Consider the following 13,732-nt stretch of genomic DNA (forward strand, 5'->3'; position numbering starts at 1 on the left):
CGGCGAGCGCTTCACAAGAGCGATGGTCTGACGATGTTCAACCCGCCCGCCCACACACGAAATTCCTGACACTCCCCGTTCCGCGGGCTGGCGCATCTCCAGTTCGCGGACACGCCGCAGCGCCGTCTCCCAGTTTTTTTTTCTAGTTGCGCGGCAATGAGACGATTGTCGGGATCGCAGGCGGCGTAACGCCGCTCGGCCAGACCGGCCTCGTAACGCGCCTGCTGCATTTCCATATCCAGGATGCGTTGCTGGTCTTCCTGTTGTTCCCGGTGCATTCGCTCTGCCTCAAACGCCGCATCGATCGCCATTGGCTCCACCGCCAGCAACAGCTCTCGGGAGACAGCCGCGTCGACTCGCGGGCCGCCGAAGGTCATGCACCGTGGCAGCCCCGTCATAAGGTTTGGCTTGTCGCAGCGATATACCGGCCGAATCTGAGGATTGCCTGTATATGCGACGCTCAGTCGTCGTCCGCACCGCCGGCAAGTCATCACGCCTGACAGAAGCGCCTTGCCGCCCCGGCCGGACTTCGCGCCTCCGGCGCTGCCGTAATTATTGAGGGCGAGCTGCCAGCTCTTACCGTGCTGCCCGGGTCAGCTTTCTGTGAAAATCAACAGCAGAGACGCCGCGCGGGAAGCCGACCTCCATTCACCTCTGCAGATCATAAAGCTTCTTATACAGGCCATCCGCTGCGACCAATTGCTCGTGCGTTCCGGTCTCGATGATGCGGCCGCAGCCCAGGACGATGATACGGTCCGCTTCACGGACCGTTCTCAAGCGATGCGCGATTACGATCGTCGTCCGACCCACCTTGAGTTTCGCTAGGGCCTGCTGCACAATCGCCTCCGTCTCCAAATCGATGTTCGCCGTGGCCTCGTCGAGAATCAAGATCTCCGGATCGCGCGCGATCACCCGCGCGAGCGCGAGAAGTTGCCGCTGACCCTGCGAGAGATCATATCCGCGATCGCCGAGAACGGTGTCGAAACCCTGCGGTAGCGCCCGCACGAAAGGCAAGGCGTAGGCCGCCTTTGCGGCGGCGATCGCTTTCTCCAAAGTGATGCTTTCGTCGCCGAGCGCTATGTTCTCGTAAACAGTCCCCGCAAAAATGTGAAAGTCCTGAAAGACGATCCCGACACGCCGGCGAATGTCGGACGGAGCAACAAGCATGATGTCGATGTCGTCGATGAACAGCGAGCCGTCCGGCACATCATAGAAACGGCAGACGAGCCGCGATAGAGTCGTTTTTCCCGAGCCGGTCGGACCGACGATGGCGATGTTCTCACCTGGATTCACAATGAAGTCAATTTGCGAAAGAACTTCCGCGCCACTCGGGTATCGGAAAGAGAGATCCCTGAATTCGATCTTTCCACGAACAGAACTCGGCAAGGGCGAAAACACTTCTGGACGCCGCAACGACTCATCGTGCTCCAGAAGCTGGAATATCCTTTCACATGCCGCCCGCGCTCGGAACAAATTATTCGCCTGATCCGCGAAAGCCACGATTGGACGAAACAGCATGTCTCCGAATTGAACGAACAGAATAATCGACCCTAATGTCGACGAACCCGTCGCGACATGCTCCGCGCCGATCCACAAAATTAGAACCATCGAGAGATAGGAGAGGCTGTCTACGAAGGGGTAATAGCTCGTTTCGATCCGAGCCGCCCTGCCTTCGTAAAGGTTCGACTTGTCCGCGAGGGCGACGAAGTACCTGTAGTTGATTTCCTCTCGGCTGGACGACTGAACAATCTCGATTCCGGAAATGTTTTCGTGCAAATATGCGTTGAGTTGGGACAACATATCGCGCATGTCGTGATAGAGGCGGCCAGTCAAGCGTCTGAAGGTAAAGTTCGCGAGTCCCGCCAAAAGGACAATGGGCGTGAGTTGCGCGGTCATGCGAGCATCGACTCCAAGCATGACAGTCGTTGCGATAATGAGCGGCGCGAAAACGCCGGCAAGCGTGGCGAGACCCATCAGAAGATCGCTCAGACTCTCGACGTCGCCCATCACCCGGGTCAGCACATGTCCGATCGACGTGCGATCGAAATAGGACGCCGGGAACCGCTCGACACGCCCGAACAACGCGATCCGCAGGCGGCCAAGACTCATATAGGTCACTTCCGCGAATAGACGCTGGGAAATGTTTCCGCATACGACAGCAAGGATAGTCCAGAACGCTGCGAGCGCGCAGGCGGCGAACAACGGCGGAGCGTTCGAGGCCGCGGCGAGCCAATCGGTCGCCGCCTGCTGCCCGAAATCGGGTGACTGGGTGGCGCGCTGCGCCAGCAAAATACGATCGACAATGACCTGCCCAACAACGACCGGCGCGAGAATGGCCGCGGAAGCGCTAACCAACGCGCAAACCGCTCCTTTTATAAGGATAGGTTTGAAAGGTCTTATCCAGGGCCATAGCCGCGCGACAGTCGACTGTCGCTTGCGAGCTCCGGACGCGTGGTTGGCGCGCGAGCGCGTGTCGGCGAGTATATTTACGGCGGGGTTCATTCGACGACTCCGTTGGCCGGCGCGGGTCGGGCCTCTTGTCGCCGCAGCTGTTCCGCGTAAAGACCGCCACTGGACCTTAGTTCGTCGTGGGTGCCGGCTTCCACCAGGCGACCGCGCTCCAAGACAAAGATGCGATCCGCGAGACGAGCGGTCGAAATACGATGCGTGACAACGATCGTTGTCGCACCCTGTCTGAGGGCTCTTATCCGAGATAGAATGCGTGTTTCGGTTTGCGTGTCGAGCGCCGAGAAGCCGTCGTCAAGGAACAAGACTGATGTTCCGCGAATGATGCCGCGCGCCAGGCTGGTTCGCTGTTTCTGCCCCCCGGATAGGGTCAGGCCCTTTTCGCCGACCGATGTTTGTAGCCCCTTGGGTCCGCGGCGTATTGTCTCTTCAAGCGCCGCGGCGCGCGCCGCCGTCCATACGGACTCCTCCAGGCGGTTCGGTGTGTCGTAGGAAATATTCTCCGCGAATGACGTCGAAAACAAAAACGGATCCTGTCTAACAAACGTCAGCTCCTGGCGCAGACGCTTCAACGAAATTTGTCGAAGATCGACTCCGTCGAGGGAGATCGAGCCCTCAGTTGGTTCGAGCTGACGCGCGAGGAGACGCAAAAGAGTGGTCTTACCGTCGCCAACCCGGCCAACGATCACGATGAACTCTCCTGGGGAGATCGTCGCCGAAACGTCTCGAAGCGCAAGGCGACCATTGGGATAGCGGTATGTCAAATTCTCGAGGACGATGCCGCCTTTGATCTCGAAATTCTCGTCGGTTTCGCCGGAATCGACAATTTCCGGCGGTCGATCCAGAATTTCAAACAGTCTAACGCACGCCGCCGATGCTTTCATCAGCGCAAAGAACGCATTGCCGCTGCTCTTTAGAACTCCGAGCATGAGGCCTGTGTAGAGAAGAAATGCCGTCAGGGCTCCAAGAGTTATTTCTCCGCTTTGAACTTGCGAGCCGCCCACGCCAACGACAAGCAAAGTCGTTACGCCGGCGCTTGCCGTCATGAGCGAATCGAATTGCGCCCGCAAACGCATCGTTTCGATGTTGGCGATCGCATAAGAGGTCGCTCCTACGGAGAAGTGGGCGATCTGCGAGTCCTCAAGCGCGTGCGCCTGAATGGTTCGGATCCCAGCAAAACTTCGGCTCGCTTCGTCTGTCAGGGCACCGAATTGGGCCGAAACAGCCGACGTTGTCTTGCGAATGGATAGGGCGAGAGCCCAGGATAGCATTCCAACGACCGACACCGCCGCCAGGACTAAGCTGGTCAGCAATGGAGATTGAACGAACATGAACAATGGCGCGATCGTCACGACGGCGACCACGGCGAGAAGTTGCTGAAGAGCGACGCGAAAAAAAAGCCGGATCGATTCTATATCGTTGGTGGCGCGCGCCATCAGATCGCCGAGCGAGAAGGTCGCGAAAAACTCCGCCCCTTGCCTTTGCAGATGGCCAAAAGCTTTCGAACGCAGATCGCGGGCAAGATCGACGCTCACGAGAGCATTCCGCCTTCTCCCAAAGCTAATGGCCGCGTAGCGCAGGGTTGCTATCCCGAGAATGCCGATCAGCGAGAGCGTCAGATCGAATTGCTCGTTCGAGATTCTGTTCACGCTCTCTTTCAGCAAGAGAGGAAAGCTCGCTTCAACGACATGCGCGGAGACGAGGGACGCGAGCGCGAAGCCCCATCGACGTCGATAGGGCCAGAAAAACGGCCCGAGTCTTTTTAAGGACTGGAATATAGAAGGAGAGGACATGTCGCGATGGTCGTCTATTCGTGGGGATGAAGCTTCGACGGCTGCCACCGACGATGTTCGGGAAAATGCGTGAAAATGTGTCATGCGATTGAGCGGCTCTTCTGCTCGTGGCTGGCGGGGTGCCGTATCAAACAGCGCCTTCGCAGGGTCTTGTCCCCGTATTCTTTGTCGAACACTCCACGTTGTTGCAGAATTGGGATTACCTGATTGAGGGTCATCCTCACTTTCCGTGCTCGGCGATTGACGAAAGCGGCGACATCCGTGCGCGCAGGAGTGCGGCGCCTGCACGGCCATACATGGAGCGCTTGAGAATTTTCAGCCGATTGATTTGTCCCTCTGTTTGTCCGTTGCTCCAGGTTTCTGTCACTCCATTCTTGACGACTTTGATGTCGCGTCGCAACGTGCAGACGAAACGCTGGATTTCGAATAGGCCGCAGCGCAGCGCGTCGTTCAGCCAAGTTTCGAGCCCCTTGAGGTTCTTGCTGCGAAGAATGCCGCGAAAGCGCATGGCAAGCCCGCGCATAATCACGAAGTCCGGTGAAGCGTCTTTCAGAGCTGTCACCTTCGCCGCCTGAGCCGGCGTCAGCTGACCACGCGGCTTCATGCAGAGCGCCGCAGCGACAATCGGGGAGATCAGCCACCCGGTCGCGGGATCAACAGCACGAGGCGTCGCTGGCGCTTCAGCAAGGAGGTCCCCTGTTGTCGTTGGCTCCGTTTTCGCGAGCTTTGGCGCGAGCACAGAAGATGACAACGGTGCGCCACGTTTCGTGAGTCCCAATCGTGCAAGAACGCGCTGGATATTCGAATAGCTGCGCAAATATCCTCGCGACTTGTCTTCCTCGAACAATTGACGGCTTCGGGTGCACCCGTCCGACCAACGGCTCAGAATGTAGTCACGAAAATATTGCGTCGAGGTCGGGATGGGCGTTCTTTCTCCTCGAACCGGTGCGGTTGTCGCGAGCACCCACTTTTTAGCCGTGCGCCAGCCAACGCCCAAATACCTGGCGATATCCCGCACCGTCGCTCGCGCATTTTTCAGAATCTGAACGCGATCGAAGATCGCTTGCCTCGAGCGGTGATGTGCTTGCTTCGTAAGACGCCGATGCTCCGCCATCTCCAATCGTCCCTTCGTCGCGCGCGAGAGCGAGCCGTTGCGCTCATCCGCGGCGTCCGGCAAAGCCGGACAAGCCATCCCCCTGTCGGAGCGGCTCATTTGCTTCTCGATCGTCTCCCTCAAATTTTGCAACAGATGGAAGCGATCGGCAACCTGCCGAGCCTGTGGTGCGCCTACCCTCACGCCCTCCGCATAAAGGCCACAACGATCGCGGCTGACAATCTCGACCTCGGCGTGCTGGCCGAGCCAGACGGCTGTCGACGCGGCCGAGCGATCAGGAAGCACGTTGACGACTTCGCGCCGTTCGAGATCCACCATGATCGTTCCATAGTTCACGCCCTTGAGCCAGTTCCACTCGTCGATACCCAGCACACGCACTTTTCCACTGGTTCCGCCGGCGACGTCGTGCTTCAAATGCATCAGGATCGTGTCGTCACTCGTTGGAAGGCCGGGGCGCTTCATCAACCGTTCGGCCAGCCGGCCACCGACGCCGTGTCCGAACAAGCCGGATGAGCTCGGCGACCCTCTCGGTCTGACGCGCGTATGGCCTCGCAATATCGGATAGCTGCTCTGAGAATGTTTGGCGGTCACACTCGTCGTTCAGGCAACGCCAACGGCTCGTATGGAGCTTTACGGTGACCAAAGATCCTTGGACCGGCAAATCCTGAAGGCTCCGGATATATCGGCTATGCTGGCGCGTCGACCGCATGTTGCAGCCAGGACATGCGCCGACTTCCGGCGGGCAAAGGCCGACGAGCCTCGATCTCGCCGACCTCCACCGCCAGTCGCAGGGTCTTGGGCGCGACCTTCAATAGGCGTGCGGCGTCGGAGAGGTGGAGCCGGGGCTCGACGCCATCCTGGGCGGCCTTGAACACCGGGATGTGATGGTGCGAACGCAGCGAGGTGACACGCTCGCGGTTCGGTCATTGGAACAGCATCTGGAAGCGGTTCGATCGCCTGAGCAAAACCGGCGTGTTCGACGCGTTCTTTGACACGCTCGCATCCATGAGCGCGTCCGCCCATCTCATCCAGATGTTCGACTCGACGATCATACGCGCTCACGTCTCCGCCGCCGGCGCAAAAGGGGGCAAGCGGGGCAAGCGCTCGGGCGCTCGCGTGGCGGTTTCACGACGAAAATCCACGCGAAAGCCGACGCTTCGGGCACGGTCATCGGCTTCGACCTGCCCGGCGGCGAGGCCTCGGACACGCGCCACTTCGAAACCCTGCTCGATATCGGACCGGATATAAAGCCTCGCGCTGTCGTGTACGACAAAGGCTATGCCAGCAAGGCGAACCGCGAGGCTGCGAGGAAGCGGGGCATCGCTCCCGTGATCCCATACAAGGCCAACGAAAAGGACAGGCCCAAGTTCTTCGCCAAGACGCTCTACAAAGCTCGCGCTCGCATCGAACAAGGCTTCGGCCGGCTCACACGCTTCAAAAGGGTCGCCCTCCGATGCGAAAAGACCGAGCGAAACTTCAGATCGATCGTCAGTTTCGCCGCTGGTCTATGCCTCATCCAATTCGTCCACACCACCTGTCGTCATTGCACGCCGGATCTTTTTGGGGGACGGCGTCGCCGGTCCATTGGCGTGAACACGTATCGTCGCCATCATGGCGAAAGCCAGCATGACGAGCGAGACATGACGTCGCCATCCATGCCATGAGCGCGTTTCGTTGTGATCGAGGCCCATCTCGTTCTTGGCGGTTTCGAAGCTATCCTCGATCGCCCAACGATGGCCTTCGATTTTCGCCAGCGCTTCGATCGTGGTTCCACTCGGCGCCCATGTCGTGAAGAAGGCGAGATCGCCATCGGCGAGCTTGCGGCGGATCAGCAATCCGCGCGTCCAGACTTGGCCGCCCTGCGCCTCATTGTCATCGCCGCCGGCGAGATCGGTGAGCTCGAGGTAGACCCAATCATGCAGTCGCTCGCCTTTCGTTCCAGAGCCAGCCGAAAGACGCTTCCAAGCGGACCGCGGCAAACGGTCGGCGATCTCTTTCGCCGTGCCCGCGACGGCGCTCGGTTTGCCCCAGGAGTAGAACGTGTCGTTGGATCTGACGCCCAGCACATAGCCTTTGCCGGCGCGTCGCAATGCCATCTCGATGTCGCCGAGTCCGTAGACCGTGTCAGCGGCGACGAAGGAGAACGGAACATTCGCGGCGATCGCGCGCTCGATCATGGCGAGCGCCAACGCCGGCTTGGTGGCGAAGCCGCCATTGGCGCTGTCGATCAAGTCCTGCGGGACATGCGCCTTCGTCATACGTTCTTTGTCGCCCGTCCAGCTCTTCGGCAGATAGAGCTCGCGGTCGATGAAGGCATGGCCGCGATGCGACACATAGCAAGCGAAAACGCCGATCTGGCAGTTCGTGATCTTTCTCGCCGAGCCCGTGTATTGCCGTGCGACGCCGCAGGACGCCTTGCCTTGCTTCAGAAAGCCGGTCTCGTCGATCACGAGAACCGCGCCGTCGTCGGCCAACATCTCCAGCGCATAGTCGCACACGATGTCGCGCAACGCATCGGCGTCCCAACGGCCCCGGCCCAGAACGGCCTGCTGTCGCCACGGCCCCGGATCACCGGCGGCCTCCGCCCGCATCCAGCCCGTCTTGCGTCGTTCTTCGCCGAGCAGGCCGTCGAGGAAAGCTTCTGCCGATCGCGCCACGCGGTGTTGCGTGAACAACGGATGCCTCCGACGTTTCACATCACGCAGCGACGACGCCCACAACTCCAGCGTCGTCTCGATCGAAGCTCCCGCCATCCCATGATCCCCGAACCGAATCATGGTGGCCCAGTGAGTCAGAAACCGCCAAAATACGCAACGGTAATGCTAAGGTCGTGATTTCACAACACCCGCGCCGTAGTCGGCCGCGCAAAATCGATCTGGAAATATATAAATGGCGGCATCTGATCGAAAATTTCTTCGGCAAGCTCAAAGAGTTCAAACGCATCGCGATGCGAGCCAACAAGACAGATCAGAGCTTTGCGCCATGATCCATCTCGCCGCAGCCGTGATAAGCTCGCGCTGAATCCCAACAGGCCCTAATGTAATCGGGGCGAGGGATCAGCGGAAGGCGGGCGCTTTTCCGCCATCATAGGCATGATAGCGCTCGCAACCCATAGCAAGCTTTCAAAAAGGCGCCTTGACGGAAAGGCGCCGTCCAGACATGACATCACTCCTCGGGTTATATGATGACGTTGACAATTCTGCCCGGGACGAAGATCACTTTTTTTATCGTCGCGCCTTGCACCCATTGGCGAAGGCACGGCTCGGCCGTGATCGCAGCACGGACCAAATCTTCGTCCGCGTTGGCAGGCACCACGACTTCAGCGCGCCGCTTTCCGTTAATCTGGACCGGAAGCACAACTGTCGCTTTAACAAGCGCGAGTTCGTTCACCTCTGGCCACTTCGCGTGATGTATACTATTTGTCCTCCCAAGGTGAGACCATAGCTCTTCCGTCATGTGTGGCGCAAATGGAGCCGTTATTCTCAACATGACTTCAAGATCATCTCGACTCATATGCTTGCTCTCACATTCATTGAGCAAAGTACTGAGGGCTGCCACTGCTGTATTGAACTTAAAGTTTTCGATATCGGAGGTGATTTTCTGCACCGCATTGTTGAGATGCAATGCAATCTCAGGAGACGATGGCGCTGGGTCGGCTGAAAGGCACTTCAGTGCGAAGCGCCAAAGGCGTTCCAGAAATCGTCTTGTGCCGACAAGATTCTTGTCGATCCAGGGAACGTTCTTTTCAAATGGCCCGAGTGCCATCTCGTAAAGACGGAATGCGTCCGCGCCAACATCACTAATCACATCATCAGGATTACGGCTGTTCCCTTTGCGCTTCGAGATTTTAGTTCCATCCGAGGCAAGGACATAACCAAGAAACTCCAATCGCTCAAACGGCTCGACGAAGGGAACCATACCGCAATCGTAGAGAACCTTGTGCCAGAAGCGGGCATAGATTAGATGAGCAACCGCGTGATCTGCTCCTGCATAAACATTAACCGGGCCCCATGTCGATGCAGCTTCGGTCGAAAACGGCGTAGACTCATTGCCTGGATCCATATATCGTAGCCAGTACCACGACGAGCCAGCCCATTGAGGCATCGTATTTGTCTCGCGTCGGCATGGAATCGACGCCTCGGATGTCCGGCGATCGGCCAAGCCCCCGGTTGCCGGATCGATCCAAGCATTGACCCAACTCGACAATGCAGCCAGCGGCCCACTCGGCTCACCGGTTGGCTCATAGGACTCAACAACCGGTAATTCAACCCAATCGAGTTGTTCCGGCACGACAGGGACGGCGAAGTGTAGCTCATCTCCATCAATGTAAGTAATGGGCTCGGATGGTGCCCATGCCCCAGCGGGTCCTCTGAGGATTTGCTCGTACGCCTGCCTGCCTGAGACCCATACGATCGGAAATGGCTCCCCCCAAAACCGCTGCCGCGAAAATACCCAATCGCGCATCTTGAAGCTTGTTTTCTCCACGGCGTCGACAAGCTTTACGAATTCAAGTCTAGCCGCGTCGATTTTCAGGCCATTATATCTGTCCGCGTTGATTAATAGATCTCTGTCAAGACAATTAACCATCGGCAAACCGAGAACGTGGGCGATCTCGCGGTCACGGTCGTCATGCGCCGGCACTCCCATGACTGCGCCGGATCCATAGGACGCGAGCACATAGTCGGCGATCACCAGCGGGAAATCTCGTCCAGTGACCGGATTTTTGCCCGAAATTCCGGAGAGCACAACGCCGGTCTTCTCTCTCGATGTCGTTCGATCTCTACCCGAGCGAGATCTGCTTGTAGCAAGATACGCCTCGACGGCGTCTCGGTTTGTCACGAAATGAAGAATCTGAGCAACCAAGGGAGAATCGGGAGCTATTGCCACAAACGTGACACCCGGTAACGTCTCAATGCGCGTTGTAAATATGGGTATTTTTATGCCGTTGCCGGTGTCGAACGAAAATTCGTGTCCGACACTGCGCCCTATCCAATTCCGTTGGGCAGTTTTTACCGATTCTGGCCATCTGGTGAGAAGGTTCAAGTCATCAATCAAACGTGAGGCGTAAGCGGTGATTCTCAGAGTCCATTGCCGCATAGGTTGTTGGAAAACGGGATAGCTACCCCGTTCACTCTTTCCATCAACAATATCCTCGTTGGCAAGCACCGTGCCGAGGCCTGGACACCAATTTACATAAGAAAGCGAATAGTAAGCCAACCCACGTCGGAACATCTCGAGGAATATACGTTGCGTGTGCTTGTAAAACGTGGGATCTGTCGTGTTGATCTCTCTTTCCCAATCATATGCCAACCCAAGTCGAATGAGTTGGCTTTTAAACTTCTCAACATTTCGCGCAACGGTCGTAGCCGGATATTCCTTATTGGCTATCGCGGTTTCCTCAGCCGGAAGTCCAAATGCATCCCAGCCCATTGGATGAAGTACTCGAAAGCCTTGCATTCTCTTCATGCGACTATAGACGTCGGTTCCGACATATCCTCGAGGATGCCCAACATGCATTGAATTTCCGGATGGATACGGAAACATGTCGACCACAAATCGTGTCTGTCCATTGATATGGACGTCGGCCGAATATGTCTTGTCTAGAAGCCACCGTTGCTGCCACTTGCTTTCGAATGACGCGGGGTCATAGATGGGATTCATGATCGTTCTTTCTCCTGGATGACTGAGTCTAATGCTGTTTCTTTCGATGGGAAACTCACAACACGCACATGCGTGGTGCGGTTACCAGCCGGCACTCGACCTTTCAGCCGACGGTAGCTTTTCGACGCCGACATCACGAGTTCGAACACCATGAGGCACCGTGTTCTGCTAGAGCGAGCCCAGCCTCTGTGCGGCCAGCCCAGAGTAAAGTTCCAACAGCGAGACGACGGGGACCCGACTGTTACGAACTCCAACGCTTCGTCGACTGCGAACCGATTCAATCCGCGCACATCGATAGCGACGCCAGTCGTTCGAGACAGCCGCTTCATAGAACTGGCCCGCGGCATGTGGCAAAGCTCAACCTAGTGCTGCGCACCCAATTCGCCATAACGACGACGGCAACTTCGGTCTTGCAGATCACACTCAGCGTCGGTGCTAGCTGCTTGCGCTTCCGCAGTGCGGATCCCACGGCCGCAGGAATTGCCTTCCTTCGTCGGAAGGCGCGGCAGAGACGCAGCAGCCGTTTTAGCGAGCGGCGGGGCGATCTTGTCTTCGACGGCGGCTGTCGGAGGCGGCTCCGGGGGCGATTACTCATCGAGAGGCGAAGCGGGTGCTCCATGTCGACTCCTCCCTCAATCGTCACGACGACTCACGGTAGCGAATGCCGCATCGAAGCTGCCGTGTTGACCGCTCGAGCGAGCCGCAAGCCGAGCCCGCTGGCGACGGCTACCCCCACCGGTTACCATAGTCGCGCCCGGTGGCTTTCTCGCGTTCTCAAAATAGGACTTGCCGTGCGCCAAACAAGGTGAGAGTCTAGCGTCACCCCGACACTCCCGCGCACGCCAAAAAAACGGCCCGACGGCCGGGCGAAGGGTCGGTTTTCCCCTCGCGAGGACATCCATAGCCCGGCTGCCGCCTCCCGGCCGGAATCTACCGCGACCGCTTGCTGCTCAGACTGTCCGGCATCCGGGTCAGTCGATCGTCAAGTTTTGGCCTTCTCCTTTGCTGGCTTGTCCGCCTCCGCCGAGCTATCCTTGAACCGAAAGCTGTCGTTCCCGGTTTCGAGGATGTGGCAGCGGTGGGTGAGGCGATCGAGCAGAGCCGTCGTCATCTTGGCGTCCCCGAAGACGGCGGCCCATTCGCCGAAACTGAGATTTGTCGTGATGATGACGCTGGTCCACTCGTAGATTTTGCTCAGCAGATAGAACAGTAGCGCCCCGCCAGAGCCGTTGAACGGCAGGCAACCGAGCTCATCGAGGATGACGAGTCAGGCCGAAACGAGCGTCCTCTCCGAGCTGATCAGCCCCCGATACGAGCGGCGCTCGCCGCTCATCAAGGGAAATCAGCCCTTCGGCGGTAAGCGTACACCCGGCGCCGTTCACTCGGTGGGCTTGAAATTCCAGGGCATGAGGGCCTCGATGTTTTTGTTTGGCCATCGGTTGGCGATTCGTTCGAGAGTCTGCTGGGCCCAGGCGTAGGGATCGACGCCGTTCATTTTGCAAGTCTGAAGCATGGTGGCGATGGAAGCCCACGTCCGCCCACCGCCAGCGGACCCGGCGAATAGTGAGTTCTTGCGCGTAATGGCTTGAGGCCGGATCGCCGGCCGTTGGAATGCGGAGCGCCCGCGAGCTTGCGATATCCTGCATAGCCGTCGCATTGCAGGATGCCGCGATAGTCGCCCAGGTGGCGCGCCGCGCAATCGCCGGATCGGCTCTCCTCGAACCGATAGGCGACCATCGGCGGTCCCGCGCCTCCGAACGGCCGATCATCCCGCGCATAGGCCCACAACCATGACGTCTTGGTCTTCCCGGCGCCAGGGCTCAGCGTGGGCAGCGTCGTTTCGTCGGCGAAGATCCGTTCGCCCTCGCGGATGCGCGCGAGCACATGCGCCGCCAGCGGCTCGAAGTGGAAACCGACCGCGCCCATCCATTGCGCCATCAGCGAACGTCCCAGCTCGACGCCGTCGCGAAGGTAGATGGCCTCCTGGCGGTAGAGCGGCAGCCCGTCGGCGTATTTCGACACCGCGACTTGCGCGAGCAGCGCTTCCGTCGGCAAGCCGGCTTCCACGATGTGCTCGGGCGCCGGCGCTTGCAGGATCGCGGCAGGGTCCTTGTAGGCGTATTTCGGCCGGATCGTCACGATCAGCCGGAAGCGCGCGCGCACGACATCGAGCCTGACGCTCTCCTCCCGCCCGATCTCGACTCGCTCCTTGCCTTGGAACTCCTCGGGGATCTCTGGCTCCAGGATTTCCTCGACCCGCTCCAGATGCGAGGGAAACCGCGGCTTGTCGCGCTGCGCCTTGCGCGGCTTGGAATCCGCCTTCGCCGCCAAACGCGCGTCGATCGCCGCTAGGCCGGTTTCGACTTCCTCGAACACGAAGCTCTGTTGCTCAGCGTCGTCAGCGCCGAGCTTTTCGGAACGTTTCCCGAAGCGGTCGCGATGAAGCGTCTTGATGATCGATGTCAGCCGATCGATCTCGGCTTTCGCAGCCGCATTGGTTTGCGTGAGATCCTCGACCTTCGCCGTCAAGCTCGATGTTTGCGAACGCAATGCCTGCGCGTCGGTCTCTGAACGATCGACGCGCGCCAAGGCGTCACGCGCCAGCGCCTTCAGTTCGTCGACGTCGTCAGGAAGCTCGCCGAAGCGCTCGATCATGTTGCGCAGGGTACCGCTTTCGTCGCTGAAAGTCCCGCATTTT

General features: G+C 58.7%; 5 protein-coding genes and 5 pseudogenes. 1 reads left to right on the forward strand and 9 read right to left on the reverse strand.

Translation table 11 applies throughout. The features are described 5' to 3' along the window. Nucleotides 1-78: 78 nt before the first annotated feature. The 5 genes and pseudogenes from ACT53T_RS03725 to ACT53T_RS03745 form a co-directional block, all read right to left on the reverse strand. Nucleotides 79-569: pseudogene (locus ACT53T_RS03725) on the reverse strand (recombinase zinc ribbon domain-containing protein); the annotation flags it as partial. A 79-nt stretch (nucleotides 570-648) separates the two neighbouring features. Continuing rightward, nucleotides 649-2,502, reverse strand: a complete 1,854-nt coding sequence (locus ACT53T_RS03730; protein ID WP_476160161.1) for an ABC transporter ATP-binding protein — start codon at nucleotides 2,500-2,502, stop codon at nucleotides 649-651. Next, nucleotides 2,499-4,343 (reverse strand): ABC transporter ATP-binding protein, encoded by a 1,845-nt coding sequence (locus ACT53T_RS03735; protein ID WP_476160163.1) that lies wholly within the window; start codon nucleotides 4,341-4,343, stop codon nucleotides 2,499-2,501. Before ACT53T_RS03735 ends, ACT53T_RS03730 begins: the two co-directional genes overlap by 4 nt. 136 nt (nucleotides 4,344-4,479) lie before the next feature. After that, the gene (locus tag ACT53T_RS03740; RefSeq protein WP_476160191.1) at nucleotides 4,480-5,835 is read right to left on the reverse strand and encodes an ISL3 family transposase; all 1,356 of its coding nucleotides are present in this window, start codon (nucleotides 5,833-5,835) and stop codon (nucleotides 4,480-4,482) included. Then, a pseudogene (locus ACT53T_RS03745) lies at nucleotides 5,807-6,094 on the reverse strand (transposase family protein); the annotation flags it as partial. The gene ACT53T_RS03740 and the pseudogene ACT53T_RS03745, both read right to left, overlap by 29 nt. 280 nt (nucleotides 6,095-6,374) lie before the next feature. Here ACT53T_RS03745 and ACT53T_RS03750 point away from each other — a divergent pair. Continuing rightward, a complete protein-coding gene (locus ACT53T_RS03750) occupies nucleotides 6,375-7,037 on the forward strand; it encodes an IS5 family transposase (RefSeq protein ID WP_476160192.1) in 663 nt (220 codons plus the stop codon). On the opposite strand, the pseudogene ACT53T_RS03755 reads toward ACT53T_RS03750, so the two are convergent. The 4 genes and pseudogenes from ACT53T_RS03755 to tnpC form a co-directional block, all read right to left on the reverse strand. Then, nucleotides 6,927-8,160 (reverse strand): annotated as a pseudogene (locus ACT53T_RS03755) (IS701 family transposase); the annotation flags it as partial. The gene ACT53T_RS03750 and the pseudogene ACT53T_RS03755 sit on opposite strands and share 111 nt — an antisense overlap. Before the next feature lie 390 nt (nucleotides 8,161-8,550). Next, on the reverse strand, nucleotides 8,551-11,034 hold the full coding sequence (locus ACT53T_RS03760; RefSeq protein WP_476160164.1) for a leucine--tRNA ligase: 2,484 nt from the start codon (nucleotides 11,032-11,034) through the stop codon (nucleotides 8,551-8,553). A gap of 982 nt (nucleotides 11,035-12,016) precedes the next feature. After that, nucleotides 12,017-12,301: pseudogene (locus ACT53T_RS03765) on the reverse strand (ATP-binding protein); the annotation flags it as partial. Between the two features lie 111 nt (nucleotides 12,302-12,412). After that, nucleotides 12,413-13,689, reverse strand: a pseudogene (gene tnpC / locus ACT53T_RS03770) (IS66 family transposase). Nucleotides 13,690-13,732: the final 43 nt, after the last annotated feature.

The sequence above is a fragment of the Methylosinus sp. DMC45 genome (genome assembly GCF_056313885.1).

Bases quoted from the DNA above. Each gene is read 5' to 3' on its own strand.
- ACT53T_RS03730 (WP_476160161.1), bottom strand. From the start codon at position 2,502: ATGAACCCCGCCGTAAATATACTCGCCGACACGCGCTCGCGCGCCAAC.
- ACT53T_RS03735 (WP_476160163.1), bottom strand. From the start codon at position 4,343: ATGACACATTTTCACGCATTTTCCCGAACATCGTCGGTGGCAGCCGTC.
- ACT53T_RS03740 (WP_476160191.1), bottom strand. From the start codon at position 5,835: ATGAAGCGCCCCGGCCTTCCAACGAGTGACGACACGATCCTGATGCAT.
- ACT53T_RS03760 (WP_476160164.1), bottom strand. From the start codon at position 11,034: ATGAATCCCATCTATGACCCCGCGTCATTCGAAAGCAAGTGGCAGCAA.